Here is a 16,387-nt window from a genome sequence, read left to right on the forward strand (position 1 = left end):
GCACTTGATTGGTGCATGATGCTGTACTGAGGTAAAGTGCTGGCTATTCTTATCGAACGGAGTTGCACATGGAATGGTTTGCTTATCCTGCCTTGTCGCTGGTCCTTGTTGCCTTGTTTACGCGCGAAGTCATTGCGCCTGCATCTGGCAATCCCTGTGATAAGCGTTGGCAATATATGGCACTCAGCATGGGCTTGCTGACTATGTGCGTGACATTGGCAACCGGCTATGTGTTTGGTGCTGAGATACGGCAATATGCTTTGCTGCCATTGGCGGATAAACTGGCTGCACCTGTGCTCGGTTTCCTGAGTTTTCTCACTAATAGTTTTATCTTTTACTGGTGGCATCGTGCCACCCATGCCAGTGATTTCTTGTGGCGCCATGTTCATCAGTTACATCATTCGGCAAGAAGAATCGAATCCCTTACTGCATTCTTTGCTCATCCGCTCGATACCGCATGCGCCACCCTGATTTCCTGCCTGAGCAGTTATCTGCTGTTTGGCGCAACTGAAATGGGCGCGGCCTGGGCTTTGCTGTTCACCGGTGTGTTTGATCTGTATCTGCATGCTGACCGTAGTTCACCGCCCTGGCTAGGCTATCTGATACAAAGACCGGAGATGCACAGGGTACATCACGCTTACGGCCATCATGCGCAAAACTATGGTTTGCCAGTCTGGGATATGCTGTTCGGCACCTGGCATAACCCAACAGTGCAAGTGGAGCGCTGTGGCTTTGATGATGAAAAATCCGACAATATCTGCGCGATGCTGCGTGGTGTGGATGTGCACCGCTTGCCCTGAGTCTGAATCAAGCGGATCTGCCGAAATCAGCTAAGCGCATTGATATTAGGCTTATTAATATGTTTAACGTCTTAATTGTCGTTAAATTTGATATTTGACATATGCTTGTACCCAAGGCAAGCTGAGGACTTGTGTCTATCCATGAAAGTCCGCTATGCCGCAATATCGTTCCCGTACCACTACCCATGGCCGCAATATGGCCGGTGCCCGCGCCTTATGGCGTGCCACCGGTATGACCGATGCCGATTTCAATAAACCTATCATCGCAGTGGTGAATTCGTTTACCCAGTTCGTGCCGGGACATGTGCATCTGAAAGATCTGGGCCAGTTGGTAGCGCGTGAAATCGAAGCGGCGGGCGGTGTCGCAAAAGAATTCAATACCATCGCAGTGGATGATGGTATCGCGATGGGTCATGGCGGCATGCTGTACTCGCTGCCTTCGCGCGAACTGATCGCCGACTCGGTGGAGTACATGGTCAATGCGCATTGTGCCGATGCGATGGTCTGCATTTCGAATTGCGACAAAATCACGCCAGGTATGCTGATGGCTGCCATGCGCCTGAACATCCCGGTGGTGTTTGTATCAGGTGGACCGATGGAAGCCGGTAAGGTGCTCGATGTACTGCATCCATCCAATCCCGCCGCTGCAGGACAAAAGATCATGAAAATTGATCTGGTGGATGCCATGATCAAAGCGGGTGACAGCAGTATTTCAGACGAAGAAGTCGGCCGTATTGAGCGCTCCGCCTGTCCGACTTGCGGTTCCTGCTCCGGCATGTTCACCGCGAATTCCATGAATTGCCTGACCGAGGCGCTGGGTTTATCTCTGCCCGGCAATGGCACCATACTGGCAACTCACGCCGACCGCAAAGCCTTGTTCCTGCGCGCCGGGCGTCTGATCGTTGAGCTGGCCAAACGTCATTATGAGCAGGATGACTACAGCGTCTTGCCGCGCACGATAGCCAACAAAGCGACTTTTGAAAATGCGATGGCGCTGGATGTGTCCATGGGTGGTTCTACTAACACCGTACTGCATATGCTGGCGGCCGCGCACGAAGCCGGGGTCGACTTCAGCATGGCAGACATAGACCGTATTTCGCGTAAAGTGCCTTGTCTGTGCAAGGTGGCGCCGATGACGGATAAATACCATATCGAAGACGTGCATCGTGCTGGCGGCATCATTGCTATCCTGGGTGAGCTGGCGCGTGCCGGTTTGCTTGATACCTCGCGACCAACCGTACACAGCAGCACGCTGGCGCAGGCAATTGCGAATTACGATATCGCGGTCACGCAGAACGCTGAGGTACACAGCCTGTTCAAGGCTGCGCCGGGTGGTGTGCCTACCCAGCAAGCCTTTTCTCAGGAGCGCCGCTTTGACAGCCTGGATAGCGACCGCGCAGCTGGCTGTATCCGCGACCATGCACATGCCTATTCGCAGGATGGTGGCCTGGCTGTGTTGTATGGCAATCTGGCAGAAAAAGGCTGCATAGTCAAAACGGCCGGTGTCGATGAAAGCATCTTGCGCTTCAGCGGCAAGGCGCGCGTGTTCGAGAGTCAGGATGCCGCGGTGGAAGGTATTCTGCAGGATACCGTGCATGCAGGTGACGTCGTCATCATCCGTTATGAAGGTCCGAAAGGCGGGCCGGGCATGCAGGAAATGCTGTATCCGACTTCGTATATCAAATCCAAAGGCTTGGGCAAAGCCTGCGCACTGTTCACCGATGGCCGTTTTTCCGGCGGCTCATCCGGGCTGGTGATCGGTCACGCTTCTCCGGAAGCGGCGGAGGGCGGCGCGATTGGTCTGGTACAGGAAGGCGATATGATAGATATTGATATTCCGGCTCGCAGCATACAATTGCGTATCAGCCCGGAAGAAATGGCTGCGCGCCGCGCCGCGATGGAAGCGCGTGGCGAGCAAGCCTGGCAGCCGGAAAACCGTGAGCGCTATGTGTCGCAGGCTTTGCAGGCCTATGCAGCACTGGCCACTTCAGCTGATCGTGGCGCTGTGCGCGATATCAGCCAGCTCAAGCGTCGTTGAGATCACAGGTGCTCATGAAGTAGACAGATTAGTTTGTTCCTTGTATCCGGGAGCCTCAGGGCTCCCTTTTTTTAGGACTCACGCAAATTTGCCTAAGTCCTGTTTTTATACAGAATGCTTGACGATCTTGGTGAATTATTCGAAATTCGGCCACTATCGGGTTGAAAAATCCTGCCTCGTTTATACTTGAGGTTTTTGCCGCCGCAATCTGGGTGGTCAATTCCGAATTTGAGGGCGGGCCAGTGGCCTGACCCGGATCTTGTGAGTCTGTTATGTCTGAAACCAATGCGCCTGTAGGCTCTGCCGCTCAGGAACTGGAATTTGTGGAATCCTGCCGTTTGCCTACCCAGTGGGCTGAGTTTGAGATGCACGCATTTTTCGAACCGGCCACCGGCAAAGAGCATGTGGCGCTAACCCTGGGGACGGTCAACGATGGCGCGCCCGTGCTGGCACGTATCCATTCTGAATGTCTGACGGGTGATGCCTTGTTCAGCCGCCGTTGTGACTGTGGTCCGCAGCTGGAACTGGCTTTACAAAAAATTGCAGAAGAGGGCCGTGGCGCCTTGCTGTATCTGCGCCAGGAAGGCCGTGGTATAGGCTTGCTCAATAAAGTACGTGCCTATCATTTGCAGGATCAGGGCGCCGATACAGTAGAAGCCAATCAGCGTCTGGGCTTCGCCGCCGACCTGCGTAATTACAGCTTGTGTGAACCCATGCTCAAACATCTGGGTATCAGCGCTTTACGTCTGATGACGAATAATCCGCGCAAGATCGCTGCTATGCAGGGTTTGCGCGTCACGATTGCAGAACACCTGCCCTTGATCGCGGGGCGCAATCCGCACAATGACCGCTATCTCGATACCAAGGTCGCCAAGCTCGGCCATATGATAGACAGCGATGGCGTGATCTGAGCGATGCCAGACTTGCCCGCGCGCCTCATTGCAGCGTGGGTGTCAGCTTCTGATGCAAGGCAGGGATCTCCATCAGAGCGGCAGTGCCATAGTGGATATGATATTCGGCCACCATTTCTCCGTTCTGAATCACCGGGTCGGTGGCGGTCAGGGCCTGCGCTTCAGCGATGCTGTTGACGGCAAAAATAAACATGCCGCGCCAGCCATCGACGCCGTCAAATGGGCCTGCGGTGACCAGCAAGCCCTCGGCGGCTAACTTTTTTATGTTGGCAAAGTGCCCGGCGAACATCGCATCACGCTCAGCACCAGCGGCCATTTTATTGGGTCCGGTTTTCAGTACCACCATTACATAGCGGCGCATACCGCGCTGATCCGCGCCCAGTTTCTTCGCCAGCTCAGCATCGAATTGCGGATTGGGCGCACTTTGCTGCGCATGCGCAGTTGGGGTCGATGCCAGTGTTAATCCGAGTGCAAGTGCAAGGCCAGTCAGTGGGATGGTAAAGCTGCGCATGATGTCTCCTTAAATCGCGATATCCTGTTCCAGTTTCAGAAATTCGGTTTTGGCTTCTTCCAGCACTTCATCGAGCGCCTGTTGATCCAGTCCTGAGCTTTCCCAGGATACGCCATTGATTTCTGGCGGCGTATAGCTTTGTGTGCCACTCGGGTCCAGTGCATGGGTGATGCCATTGGCGACATGGACGATGCTGGCTAAAAATCCGGCGCCTGGCCGCTCAGGATGATGGTGTCCCGCGATCGCATGGATCATCTGCTCTGAAAAATTCCATTCCTGTGCGAGTGCCTCTCCCACGGCCGCATGGTCAGTGCCCAGCACATGGCGTTCAGCATGCAGCTGGGTGGTAGTGTTTTCCTGCTGCCAAAGTAAGGCGGCTGCATATTCTGTGCTGTGTTTGCTGACCAGGACCAGTGTGCCGATGTCGTGCAACAGGCCTGCGGTGTACGCGACTTCCTGATTGAATTTCAACCGGCGCGCCAGGATGCGCGCGACGATGGCGACCAGATTGGAATGACGCCAGAAATTTTTATGGCTGAAGCCGCTACAGTTGTTTTCCGGGAAGCAGCCGCTGAGTGCGGCGCCGACGATGATCTGGCGCACAGTGACCAGGCCCAGCAGCGAAATTGCCTGCTGTATGGTGGTGACCTTCACCATGGTTGAGTAATAAGCTGAGTTGGCTTGCTTGAGTGTTTTGGCGGTCAGCGCGCTGTCATGAGACACTTTGGCTGCCAGCTCATGGGTATCAACATCTTCTTTGTCGATATTATTGAGTATTTCCATCACCACCGCGGGCAGCGTGGGCAAGTCTTGTACATCTTCAATGATTTGTTGTGTTGAGATTGTGTACATGCGGCCTCCTGTGCTGAGTATCACCCAAAAACAGCGCAGACAGAAGAGATGCTCAGCAGATCGGGCAGAATTTGCTGCCTGTGTGCCACACTAAGAGTGAAATCAAGAAGAAATGTCAAACAGCTTGCTTAGCTGCTTAGGAGTGGGGTAAAGCATCAGACTTTCGAGTCTATGCGTTTTTCGCTGATACTGATTTTGGCGCGTTCCAGCATATCAATGGCAGCAGGGCCGCGCATCAGGGTCACTGCAACGGCCAGTGCATCGATATAGGTCAGATGGGCCAGACGCGACGTCATGGGTGTGTAGATGTCGGGATCTTCCTCTACGTCGACGCTGATATGCACATCGGCCAGTTCTGCCAGCGGGCCGCCGCTGGCACACAATACCAGTACCTTGGCGCCGGCTTGCTTAGCCAGTTGTACGCTGTTGATCAGATCCCGGGTACGGCCGGTACGTGAAAAAGCCACCACCACGCAATCGCTGTTGAGCAGCGAAGCCGATTGCGCCTGTAAATGCGCGTCGCAGAATACCGTGGTCGGGATGCCGAAACGGAAGAACTTGAGTTGCGCATCGATCGCCAGTGCGCCTGAATAACCAAGGCCGTAGCATTCGATACGGCGTGCACGTGCCAGCAGGCTGACTGCGGCTTCAAAGTTGGCTGTGTTGGCATTATTCCTGGCTTCCATCAATGCTGCGATGGTGCGGTCAAATACTTTGGGTAATACATCCTTGACCTGATCGGCCTGATTCACATCCAGATGCAAATAGGGGATGCCGGTTGCCAGGCTTTTAGCGAAGGCCAGTTTAAACGATTTAAAACCATCGAATCCCAGACTCTGGGCAAAGCGCGCGACGGTAGGCTCGCTCACATCACAGGCTTGCGCCAGGACACGGATAGACATTTCCAGTGCGTCGTGCGGTTTTTGCAGTAAAAATTCGGCGACCTGGCGTTCAGCGCGGCTCAGCGCAGTGCTGGCCGTGCGTATGCGTGCCAGCAAGCCTTTTTCAGAGGGGATAGTCGCCGTGGTGGCAGAGTGCGGAGTTGTCATTGTTCTTTCTGGTGCGAATAGCCGTTTAGCCTGCGTAATTCATCATTTTACCGCTCAGGGGCACCAATACACATCGATATCGCACTGTGCCTGTTGCAGCAAAGCGGCAACCGGTAAGCCTTGTTGTTGTGCAGAATCCAGCACCGCGCGTTTTTCTGCGCCGGTAATCACCAGCCAGATACGGCGCGTGTTGAGCAGGCGTGGCAGCGACAAAGACATGCGGCATTGACGGGTTTGCGGATGTACCGCCGCCAGACAAGCGAGCTCGTCATGCTGAGTTGGCGCACCCGGGAACAGGGAGGCAATGTGGCCATCTGCGCCCATGCCTAGCAAGACTGCATCAAACGCGTCAGGTAGTTCCGCCTGCAGCCGGGTATGAATTGCTTCGGTTGCGATTTCGGCTGAACTGGAGGCATTTTTCAGTGAGATCAGTTGCCAGCGCCGTGCTTCTGCACTGAGCGCCAGACTGCGCCGGAACAGACCTTCATTGCTCTGGCTGTCCGCATCCGGCACCCAGCGTTCATCGGTGGCGACCAGCTTCACCGGTTGGGCAGGGGTGCTGGCGGCCAATAACTTGTCCATCGCCTGATACACCGGCGCCGGTGTGCTGCCGCCTGCCAGTGCAAAGCTGCTGGCTTGTGGCGTATCCTGGATCAGGTTCAGCCATTGCTGGCTCAGTGCGGTGCTGAGTGCAGCAAAGTCGCTGTACTCGTGGAAATGCAATGCAGTTTGTGTCATGAATCAGCTTTCTACGTATTCTTCGCCCCAGGCGGCACCGTGCTGGGCCAGCAGGTAACTGGCAGCGGCCGGTCCCCAACTGCCAGCGATATAGGATTTCAGACCTTCGCTATCGTTTTGCCAGGCCAGCATAATCGGGTCTACCCATTCCCAGGCTGCGCTCAACTCATCATCGCGTACAAACAGGGTCAGGTCGCCATGCATGGCATCCAGCAACAGGCGTTCATAGGATTCCACCCGGCGTGAGTTCGATACTTCGGCAAAGTCCAGATTCAGCGCCACATCGGATAAGCGTATGCCTTCACCTGGCTCTTTTGCCTTCATGAACAGCTGCACGCTTTCTTCCGGTTGCAGCGAAATCACCAGGCGGTTCGAGCGCATCGGGCCTTGGGACTGGCCGAAAATTGAATACGGTATCGGCTTGAAATTAATCGTGATTTCAGCGCTGCGGCTGGCCATGCGTTTGCCTGTGCGCAGGTAGAACGGCACGCCGGCCCAGCGCCAGTTGTCGATTTCTGCGCGGATCGCGACGAAGGTTTCTGTGCGTGAAGCTTGTGGTACGCCAGGCTCGGCCTGATAACCGATGACCGGTTTGCCATCCACCGCACCGGCGCGATATTGGCCGCGCACAGTTTTTTTACTGACTTCATCGGCGGTGAATTTATGCAGCGCGCGCAGCACTTTCACTTTTTCATCGCGAATCGCATCCGGATTGGCGTTCACCGGTGGTTCCATCGCCACGATAGAGACCAGTTGCAGCAAGTGATTCTGCACCATGTCGCGCAAAGCACCGGTGTGATCATAAAAGTCACCGCGTGATTCCACGCCGACTTGTTCAGAAATCGAAATCTGTACGTCTTGTATCCATTTGCGATTCCACAGCGGTTCCAGGAAAGAATTCGCAAAGCGCAGTGCCAGCAAATTCTGCACCATTTCTTTACCCAGATAATGGTCGATACGGTAAATCTGGTTTTCCTGCAGATAGCGGCGTAAGGCCTGATTGATTTCCCTTGCGGATTGCGCGTCGCGACCCAGCGGTTTTTCCACCACCACGCGTGCATTGCCTTCTACTAGTCCATGCAGCGACAGTTGTTCAACCACAGGAATAAAAATATCCGGGCCAGTCGCGAGATAAAACAGCGTGGCGTGTGTCTCAGAGGTGCGCAGGCTGGCTTTGAGGGTATTAAAGTCTTCCGGAATACGTGCATCGATTTTGGCGTAATGCGTCAGATCCAGAAAAGCGGCGAGCTTTTCCGGGCTGCCACCACTGACCTTGGCGGCATACTGGGCGATGCTGTCAGCGACCCGTTGGCGGTATTCCTGATCTTCCAGGCGCTCCCGTGCCGCGCCGATAAAACGGAAATCGGCATCCAGCCTGCCATTCACAAATGCGCTGTAGAGCGCCGGGATGATCTTGCGCTTGGCGAGATCGCCAGTGCCGCCAAAAAGTACAAAAGTGGTCATGCTGACTCCGTTTTATTGTGGACTTTAAAAAATCACCTCAGCGATTTTCGTGCTGTCCTGTGGTTGCAGGCTCAAATCTGAACGTATTACCGCTTCGGTTCTGGCTGTTCCTGTGGTTCTTGCAACGGCACTCTGAACCGGAGGCACGGAATGCAAATTCCGGGGAGGGAGTCTGCATTCCGGCCTGCGCAATGTTCAGAACTTAGTGCAGCATTCGCTTGCTGCAGGCTGTAGTGCTGAGGCTAAACTGAAGCGTAAAGAGTGATGGAATTATGCCAGAAAAACTTCAGAAATGTAGTTTCATTACGAGAAATGTGATTTATTTGTCGAATAAAAACCCAAAAACACTATTTTCTGAAAGTTTGTTACGGAAAAATCTGGATTTATGCTATCTTTATCGTCAATCTTGTTTGTGTTGTGTATTTGTAGTTTTGGTGTGTATATCCGTACTTTGATATTTGTCCGTATCAGTCGCAATGAAAAAGCATAGACCTGAGGATGTTGCTGTGCAGTGTATTCAGGTCTGTTCATTTTTAATTTTCGCCCAAACGGGCAATAGGTGAGTTCCATGACAACATCTACTTCCGTCACGCTGCATCCTGTGATCGCTCAGGTAACGCAGCGCATTACAGAGCGCAGTCACAAGCTGCGTAGCGCTTATCTGGCGCGTATCGAGCAAATGCGTGGACGCGGCCCGCGTCGCGCTTCCTTATCCTGTGCCAATCAGGCGCATGCCAATGCGGCGATGGATAGCAAAACCAAGATCTGGCTGAATCAGGCGCAGAAACCGAATATCGGTATCGTGACTGCCTACAACGACATGTTGTCGGCGCATCAGCCCTATCAGCATTACCCTGAACAATTACGTCAGGCTGCGCTGCGCTTTGGTGCGACCGCTCAGGTCGCTGGTGCGGTGCCTGCGATGTGTGATGGTGTGACTCAGGGGCGTCCAGGCATGGAATTGTCGCTGTTTTCGCGTGATGTGATTGCACAGGCAACCGCAGTCGCCTTATCGCATGATGCCTTTGATGCGACGCTGTGTCTGGGTATCTGCGACAAGATCGTGCCTGGCCTGTTGATTGGTGCGCTGGCTTTCGGTCATCTGCCTACCGTGTTTATCCCTGCGGGTCCTATGGGCTCTGGGTTGTCAAACAAGGAAAAAGCAGCGGTGCGTGAACGTTACGCGCAAGGCAAAGCCACAAAAGAAGAATTGTTGGCCGCAGAAAGCGCCGCCTATCACAGTGCGGGTACCTGCACTTTCTACGGTACGGCGAACAGTAATCAAATGTTGCTGGAGGCAATGGGCCTGCATTTGCCAGGCGCCGCCTTTGTGCATCCGAATGATCCTTTACGCAGCGCATTGACTGATGCGGCTGTTGAGCACGTACTGCAATTGACTGAGCACCAGCGCTATACGCCGATAGGCCAGCTGGTCAATGAAAAAACCATCGTCAATGCGGTGATTGCCTTGCTGGCGACCGGTGGCTCTACCAATCACACCATACACTGGATTGCCGTGGCTCGCGCTGCTGGCATCCTGATTGACTGGCAGGATTTTGATGAGTTATCGGCCGTGATTCCTTTGCTGACCCGCGTGTATCCAAATGGCACTGCCGATGTGAATGCGTTTGAAGAAGCAGGTGGTCCGACTTTTGTCATCCGCGAATTATTGTCGGCTGGCCTGATGCATGGCGATGTGATGACCGTGTACGGCAACCAAGGTTTGCATGGCCATACTGTGCGTCCGGTGCTGAACGAGAATCAGCAATTTAGCTGGCAGGCATTGCCAGCGCGTTCTACCAATGAAGATGTAGTGCGTAATGCCGATCAGCCATTTGCTGCTACCGGTGGCCTGCGTCTGTTGCAGGGCAATCTGGGGCGCGCCATCGTCAAAGCTTCAGCGGTACCGGCGGAAGCGTGGGTGGTACGTGCCCCAGCCAAAGTCTTCACTTCTCAGGAGGCACTGGTACAAGCCTATAAAGCTGGAGAGTTAAATCAGGACTTTGTGGCTGTGGTGATTTTCCAGGGACCGCAGGCAAATGGTATGCCTGAACTGCATCAGTTCACGCCGGTATTGGGCAGTCTGATGTCGGCCGGCTTTAAAGTGGCGCTGGTTACGGATGGCCGTATGTCGGGCGCATCCGGCAAAGTGCCGGCTGCCTTGCATGTGAGCCCGGAAGTGGCGCAGGGTGGGGCGCTGGGCAAAGTACGCGATGGGGATCTGGTGGAATTGAATGTACATACCGGTGAACTGACAGCGCTGGTCGATGCGGAAGTATGGGCGCAACGTCAGGTGCCTGCTTTACCACAACATGAAACCTTTGGTTTTGGCCGCGAACTGTTTGCTGCACAAAGACGCGTAGTGACCGCGCCGGAACATGGTGCATCCACCCTGTTTATTGACTAAGCGATAGAGTGAAGTAATCCGGCTGGCCTGAAGCCTTGCTCAGGTCCAGTTCTGCAAAATTTTTGAATGGAAACCATGATGAGTCATACAAATAATTCCCAGGCTAAGCTGCAAAACATCATAGAACAACTGGCTCAGTTGCGGGTCTTGCCGATTCTGGTCACGGATGATGTCGATCAGGCGATACGCTGTGTGAGTACGTTGGCGCAGCATGGTTTGCCCGCGGTTGAGATCACGCTGCGTACGCCGAATGCGATGCAGGTTTTGCGCGAAGTGGTGCGCGCCTGCCCGGATGTGACGGTTGGTGCCGGTACCATATTGACGCCAGCTCAGCTGGATGCGGTCAAAGAAACCGGTGCTGCTTTCGGTATCAGTCCCGGCATTACGCCAGTACTGGCCAAAGCCGCTGCAGAATCCGGCCTGCCTTACTTCCCTGGTGTGGGTGGTGCCAGTGATTTGATGCTGGCGCTGGAACATGGTTTTTCTGTCGTTAAGCTGTTCCCGTCCGATATCGTTGGCAGTACCAAGATGGCGAAAGCACTAGGCGGGCCTTTCCCTGATGTGCGTTTCTGCCTGACCGGTGGTGTGACCGTGGAAGCCACACCGGCTTTGTTGCAGCAATCCAATGTGCTGTGCGTGGGTGGCTCCTGGATGTGTCCGGCGAATCTGATACAAGCCGGCGACTGGGATGCGATTGGCAAGCTGGCCAGCGCTGCGGCCGCTGCTGGCAAGGCCTAAGCAAGCAATCTGTCGTTGCTGAACACGCATCTCACGCAGTAAAGATTCCGGGTTAATTGGGCATCTGTCAGATTAACCCGGCGTAGTGCGGCCAGCGCCCTGATGTTTGCTCGAAATTCAGCATCAAGTTCAGCTCAAAAAATCTTCATTCCATCTGAAAAGATCATGACCAATTCTGTCTCCCGCTCGCCGCTCTGGTGTTTGTTGCAGCAACGTGCAACCAATATGCCCAGCCTGAAAGAATTATTCCGCGCTGATAAGCAACGCTTTACGCATTTCTCCGCTTCCGCTTGCGGCATGTTGCTCGATTATTCCAAGCAGCGTATCGATACCACCGCCAAGCTGAATCTGCTGGCGCTGGCCAGGCAGCAGGAGGTCGAGGCGCGGCGCGATGCGATGTTGCGTGGCGAGGCGATCAATCACACGGAAAACCGTGCTGTCTTGCATACCGTGCTGCGTTTGCCGAAAGATGAAAAGTTCATGCTGAATGGCGAGAATATCGCCGCTGATGTACACAGTGTGCTGGCACAAATGCGCAGCTTCAGCGATGCTGTGCGTGAGGGACGCTGGCTCGGTTATAGCGGTAAGGCGATACGCACCATCGTCAATATCGGTATCGGTGGTTCCGATCTGGGGCCGCAAATGGCTTGCATCGCACTGGCACCGTGGTCGCAAAAAAATCTGTCGCTGCATTTTGTGTCCAATGTGGATGGCCGCCATGTGGCGGATGCGCTTAAAAATGCTGATCCGGAAACCACCTTGTTCGTGGTTGCTTCCAAAACCTTCACCACCATGGAAACGCTGACCAATGCACGCACTGCGCGTGAGTGGATGCTGGCACATGGTTGTCCGGTCGATCAGATCCGCCAGCATTTTGTGGCGCTGAGCACCAATGTCAAAGCGGCGTCGGAATTCGGGATCGCAGAAGAAAACGTATTCCCGTTCTGGAACTGGGCCGGTGGCCGCTATTCGATGTGGAGTGCAATTGGTTTATCGATCGCCCTGTATGTGGGTGCTGATCGATTTGAAGAAATGCTGGCTGGTGCGCATGAGATGGATCTGCATTTTGCGCAAGCCCCGCTGGAACAGAATCTGCCGGTGCTGATGGCACTGATCGGCGTCTGGAATATCAATTTCCTGGGCTTGCAAGCCTTGTCTATTGCGCCGTATCACCAGCGCATGACGCGCTTGCCGGCTTACCTGCAGCAGCTGGAAATGGAAAGCAATGGTAAGTCGGTGACGCGTGAAGGTCAGCGCGTCGACTATTCGACCTCGGCCATCTTGTTTGGTGAGGCCGGTACCAATGGTCAGCATGCGTATTTCCAGTTACTGCATCAGGGTGCGACCATAATCCCGACTGACTTCATTGTAGTGGCCGATGATGATGCCGGCTTGCCCGGACATAATCAGGCCTTGCTCGCGAATTGCTTCGCACAATCCAAGGCGATGGCCTGGGGTAAGAGCATCGATGAAGTGCGTGCAGAACTCGGCGATTTGCCGGAAAAATTATTGGCTCCACGCGTATTTGAAGGCAATCGTCCGACCTCGACGCTGCTGCTGGACAGCCTCACACCACGCTCACTCGGCGCCCTGATCGCCCTCTACGAACATAAGGTGTTCGTACAATCGGTGATCTGGGATATCAATGCCTTTGATCAGTGGGGGGTAGAACTCGGTAAATCGCTGGCCCAGCAATTGATTAGTCTGGACCCTGAAGCGGTACGTGAAGCCGATGACAGCTCGACCAAGGGTTTGTTGCAGGCGGTCAGACGCAGCCAGCAATACAAAGCCAGCTGAGATAGCTGCGCTTAGCGCCAGTTGCTCAATGTTCGCCAGACCTGAGCAACTGCAGCATGGCATTTCGGCGCTGGCATGTAAGTCTCCTGTCAAGCAGCCATGTCAGGCTATGTCTTGATCCCGTTCTGCGGCAAAGTGTTGTAATTTTGCGCCGCACAATTTTTTTCATCTTTCGAATCTGCCTGCTACCGTAGAATTTTTTGTTCATGAACGCCCACCTCCACTTTCCCATCAAAATGAACGACATCAATGACGACAAAGACCAGAGCCTGCGTGAAGATATCCGCCGGCTGGGCAGACTGTTAGGCGATACGGTAAGAAATCAGCACGGTGACGAGGTGTTTGATCTGATTGAACAGGTAAGACAGAATTCGGTACGCTTTCGGCGGGATGCGGATCAGGCTGCCCGTGCCGAACTGGAATCGACCCTCGACAGTCTGACCAATGATCAGACGACGCAGGTAATACGCGCCTTCAGTTATTTTTCACATCTGGTGAATCTGGCCGAAGATCAGCATCACATACGCCGCACCCGCGCGCATCAGATCGCAGGCTCGGCGCCGCGCCAGGGTAGCCTGGCGCACACCATTTCAGCGCTGTATGCAACCGGTCAGGGCACGCAGCAATTGCAGGATTTTTTCCAGACTGCGCAAGTCGCGCCGGTACTGACTGCGCATCCTACCGAGGTGCAGCGCAAGAGTATTCTGAATTGCCAGATGGTGATCACACGCTTGTTGGATGAGCGCGATCGTATGCAACTGACGCCGGAAGAGTCGGCTGCCAACGAAGAAGCCTTGGGCCGCGCGGTGTTGACCCTGTGGCAGACCCGTATGTTGCGTACTTCTAAATTGTCGGTGCTGGATGAGGTCGAAAATGGCCTGAGTTTTTACGATTACACCTTCCTGCGCGAGCTGCCGCAATTGTATGCGGGACTGGAGGATTTGCTGGCCGACAAAGATCCCGCTTTCCGCCAGCAGGAATTGCCTAGCTTTATGAAGATGGGCAGCTGGATCGGTGGTGACCGCGATGGCAATCCGTTTGTAACCGCCAGCGTGCTGGAAAAAACCATGGCGATGCAGGCGACCCGCGCCTTCCGTTTTTATCTGGATGAATTGCATACCTTGGGCTCGCAATTGTCCATGGCGACTTTATTGGTCAAGGTTTCTGATCCTTTGTTAGCGCTGGCTCAGGCTTCTCCTGATCATTCGCCACATCGTTCCGACGAACCTTATCGCCTCGCGATCAGTGGTATTTACGCCCGGGTCGCTGCCACTTATACCGGATTGCTGGGCTTACTGCCGCATATTCCGCCTAGCGGTGAAGCCGCACCATATGCCAATGCCGAAGAGCTGGCGGCCGAGCTCGATATCGTGCATCAGTCCTTACTGCAGAATGGTTCCGCTGCGCTGACGCGTGGTCGTCTGCGCCATTTGCGCCGTGCGGTGCGGGTGTTTGGTTTTTATCTGGCACCGCTGGATTTGCGCCAGAATTCAGATGTACATGAGCGTGTGGTGGCAGAGCTGTTGCAGGCGGCTAACCCTGAACTCGATTACCTGAGTCTGGATGAAGATGCGCGGATTGCCGTGCTGGTGAAAGAAATCAGTTCAGCCCGCCCGCTTGCCTCGCCTTATCTGAGGTATTCAGAAGAGACGCAATCTGAACTTGCGATTTATCGCGCAGCCGCAACTGCTCAACAGCGTTATGGCAAGCAAGCGGTACCAAACTGCATCATCTCTAAAACGGATGGCGTATCCGATATGCTGGAGCTGGCTTTGCTACTCAAAGAGGCGGGCTTGCTGCATCCGGCTGAGGGCAGGCTGGATGTGAATATCATTCCTTTGTTTGAAACCATAGGCGATTTGCAAAACAGTGCGCCAGCTATGGATCGCTTGTTTGGCATTCCTGCTTATCGTCGCTTACTTGACAGCCGCCAGCAGGCGCAGGAAGTGATGCTTGGTTATTCCGACAGTAATAAGGACGGCGGTTTCCTGACTTCGGGCTGGGAATTGTATAAGGCGGAACTGGATCTGATACAGGTGTTTGCGCGCCATCAGCTGCGTCTGCGTCTGTTCCATGGTCGCGGTGGATCGGTTGGTCGTGGCGGTGGCCCCAGCTATCAGGCGATACTGGCGCAACCGGCAGGCGCCGTGCAGGGCCAGATACGCCTGACTGAGCAGGGTGAAGTGATTACTGCGAAATATGGCAATCCTGAAGTTGGCCGCCGTAATCTGGAAGTGTTGGCTGCAGCCACCATGGAAGCCAGTTTGTTGTCTGCCGGTGAGCAGCCACCAAGACCAGAATTTTTGCGGGTGATGGAAGAATTGTCCGATCACGCGTTCAAGGCTTATCGCCATCTGGTGTATGAGACTGAGGGGTTTGAACAGTATTTCTGGGAATCGACGGTGATCTCAGAAATCGCTGGTTTGAATATTGGCAGCCGTCCGGCATCGCGTAAGAAATCGACTGCGATTGAAGATTTGCGTGCGATTCCCTGGGTGTTCAGCTGGTCGCAATGCCGCCTGATGTTGCCAGGCTGGTTTGGTTTTGGCGCGGCGGTGCAGGCATATCTGCAGGCGCATCCCGACGATGGTCTGGCAACCTTGCAGGCGATGTTCCGCGAATGGTCTTTCTTCAGTACCGTCTTATCCAACATGGAAATGGTGCTGGCGAAAAGTGATATCGGCATCGCCAGCCGTTATGCGCAACTGGTGAAGGACGACAGCTTGCGGCAGCGGATATTCCCGCATATCGAAGCCGAGCACAGCTTGACGATTGCAGTACTCAAGCAAATCTCAGGTCAGGACGAATTGTTGGCGGCCAATCCTTTGCTGGCGCGCTCTATCCGTAACCGCTTCCCTTATTTGTCTCCACTGAATCACGTGCAGGTTGAATTGCTGGAACGCTTCCGTCAGGGTGATCAGGATGAGCGCGTGCGACGCGGTATCCATCTGTCGATTAATGGTATTGCTGCCGGTTTGCGTAACAGTGGCTAAGTGGCTAAGCAGTTCAGCACATCAGCAGATAGCGCGTTGTTGAAGTAATTGTCAGGCAAAAAAATTCCCGGTCAGCTTGGTGTAGACCG

Annotated in this window: 12 protein-coding genes; 7 read left to right on the forward strand and 5 right to left on the reverse strand. The window is 54.3% G+C overall.

The window, feature by feature from the left end; genetic code table 11:
* The first annotated feature begins 68 nt into the window (after nucleotides 1–68).
* From H8K43_RS07540 to ribA, 3 genes are all read left to right on the forward strand, one after another.
* The gene (locus H8K43_RS07540) at nucleotides 69–800 is read left to right on the forward strand and encodes a sterol desaturase family protein (RefSeq protein WP_186903256.1); all 732 of its coding nucleotides are present in this window, start codon (nucleotides 69–71) and stop codon (nucleotides 798–800) included.
* A 154-nt stretch (nucleotides 801–954) separates the two neighbouring features.
* Complete coding sequence (ilvD, locus tag H8K43_RS07545) at nucleotides 955–2,838, forward strand: dihydroxy-acid dehydratase (protein ID WP_186903257.1); 1,884 nt, start codon at nucleotides 955–957, stop codon at nucleotides 2,836–2,838.
* A gap of 272 nt (nucleotides 2,839–3,110) precedes the next feature.
* Nucleotides 3,111–3,749, forward strand: coding sequence for a GTP cyclohydrolase II (gene ribA, locus H8K43_RS07550; protein WP_186903258.1), 639 nt, complete (start codon nucleotides 3,111–3,113; stop codon nucleotides 3,747–3,749).
* A 25-nt stretch (nucleotides 3,750–3,774) separates the two neighbouring features.
* On the opposite strand, the gene H8K43_RS07555 is transcribed toward ribA, so the two are convergent.
* From H8K43_RS07555 to zwf, 5 genes are all read right to left on the reverse strand, one after another.
* A complete protein-coding gene (locus H8K43_RS07555) occupies nucleotides 3,775–4,260 on the reverse strand; it encodes a YciI family protein (protein WP_186903259.1) in 486 nt (161 codons plus the stop codon).
* 9 nt (nucleotides 4,261–4,269) lie between these two features.
* Nucleotides 4,270–5,112 (reverse strand): HDOD domain-containing protein, encoded by an 843-nt coding sequence (locus H8K43_RS07560; protein WP_186903260.1) that lies wholly within the window; start codon nucleotides 5,110–5,112, stop codon nucleotides 4,270–4,272.
* Nucleotides 5,113–5,267: 155 nt separating this feature from the next.
* The gene (locus H8K43_RS07565) at nucleotides 5,268–6,161 is read right to left on the reverse strand and encodes an SIS domain-containing protein (RefSeq protein WP_186903261.1); all 894 of its coding nucleotides are present in this window, start codon (nucleotides 6,159–6,161) and stop codon (nucleotides 5,268–5,270) included.
* A gap of 54 nt (nucleotides 6,162–6,215) precedes the next feature.
* The gene (gene pgl, locus H8K43_RS07570; protein ID WP_186903262.1) at nucleotides 6,216–6,899 is read right to left on the reverse strand and encodes a 6-phosphogluconolactonase; all 684 of its coding nucleotides are present in this window, start codon (nucleotides 6,897–6,899) and stop codon (nucleotides 6,216–6,218) included.
* A 3-nt stretch (nucleotides 6,900–6,902) separates the two neighbouring features.
* Nucleotides 6,903–8,363, reverse strand: a complete 1,461-nt coding sequence (zwf, locus tag H8K43_RS07575) for a glucose-6-phosphate dehydrogenase (protein WP_186903263.1) — start codon at nucleotides 8,361–8,363, stop codon at nucleotides 6,903–6,905.
* Nucleotides 8,364–8,931: 568 nt separating this feature from the next.
* Between zwf and edd the strand changes: the two genes are divergently transcribed.
* The 4 genes from edd to ppc all read left to right on the forward strand — a co-directional run bounded on the left by edd (nucleotide 8,932) and on the right by ppc (nucleotide 16,298).
* Nucleotides 8,932–10,770, forward strand: a complete 1,839-nt coding sequence (edd, locus tag H8K43_RS07580) for a phosphogluconate dehydratase (RefSeq protein ID WP_222610982.1) — start codon at nucleotides 8,932–8,934, stop codon at nucleotides 10,768–10,770.
* 75 nt (nucleotides 10,771–10,845) lie between these two features.
* Nucleotides 10,846–11,508, forward strand: coding sequence for a bifunctional 4-hydroxy-2-oxoglutarate aldolase/2-dehydro-3-deoxy-phosphogluconate aldolase (gene eda / locus H8K43_RS07585; protein WP_186903264.1), 663 nt, complete (start codon nucleotides 10,846–10,848; stop codon nucleotides 11,506–11,508).
* Between the two features lie 165 nt (nucleotides 11,509–11,673).
* Complete coding sequence (gene pgi, locus H8K43_RS07590) at nucleotides 11,674–13,305, forward strand: glucose-6-phosphate isomerase (protein WP_162020202.1); 1,632 nt, start codon at nucleotides 11,674–11,676, stop codon at nucleotides 13,303–13,305.
* A gap of 206 nt (nucleotides 13,306–13,511) precedes the next feature.
* Entirely contained in the window at nucleotides 13,512–16,298 is a 2,787-nt protein-coding gene (ppc, locus tag H8K43_RS07595) for a phosphoenolpyruvate carboxylase (protein WP_222610983.1), read from the forward strand.
* The last annotated feature ends 89 nt before the right edge of the window (nucleotides 16,299–16,387 follow it).

The sequence above is a fragment of the Cognatundibacterium curvum genome, from assembly GCF_014284235.1.
Classification (GTDB): Bacteria; Pseudomonadota; Gammaproteobacteria; order Burkholderiales; family Burkholderiaceae_D; genus Undibacterium; species Undibacterium curvum.

Bases quoted from the DNA above. Each gene is read 5' to 3' on its own strand.
- H8K43_RS07540 (WP_186903256.1), top strand. From the start codon at position 69: ATGGAATGGTTTGCTTATCCTGCCTTGTCGCTGGTCCTTGTTGCCTTG.
- zwf (WP_186903263.1), bottom strand. From the start codon at position 8,363: ATGACCACTTTTGTACTTTTTGGCGGCACTGGCGATCTCGCCAAGCGC.
- H8K43_RS07555 (WP_186903259.1), bottom strand. From the start codon at position 4,260: ATGCGCAGCTTTACCATCCCACTGACTGGCCTTGCACTTGCACTCGGA.
- ppc (WP_222610983.1), top strand. From the start codon at position 13,512: ATGAACGCCCACCTCCACTTTCCCATCAAAATGAACGACATCAATGAC.
- pgi (WP_162020202.1), top strand. From the start codon at position 11,674: ATGACCAATTCTGTCTCCCGCTCGCCGCTCTGGTGTTTGTTGCAGCAA.
- ilvD (WP_186903257.1), top strand. From the start codon at position 955: ATGCCGCAATATCGTTCCCGTACCACTACCCATGGCCGCAATATGGCC.
- H8K43_RS07560 (WP_186903260.1), bottom strand. From the start codon at position 5,112: ATGTACACAATCTCAACACAACAAATCATTGAAGATGTACAAGACTTG.
- edd (WP_222610982.1), top strand. From the start codon at position 8,932: ATGACAACATCTACTTCCGTCACGCTGCATCCTGTGATCGCTCAGGTA.
- ribA (WP_186903258.1), top strand. From the start codon at position 3,111: ATGTCTGAAACCAATGCGCCTGTAGGCTCTGCCGCTCAGGAACTGGAA.
- eda (WP_186903264.1), top strand. From the start codon at position 10,846: ATGATGAGTCATACAAATAATTCCCAGGCTAAGCTGCAAAACATCATA.
- pgl (WP_186903262.1), bottom strand. From the start codon at position 6,899: ATGACACAAACTGCATTGCATTTCCACGAGTACAGCGACTTTGCTGCA.
- H8K43_RS07565 (WP_186903261.1), bottom strand. From the start codon at position 6,161: ATGACAACTCCGCACTCTGCCACCACGGCGACTATCCCCTCTGAAAAA.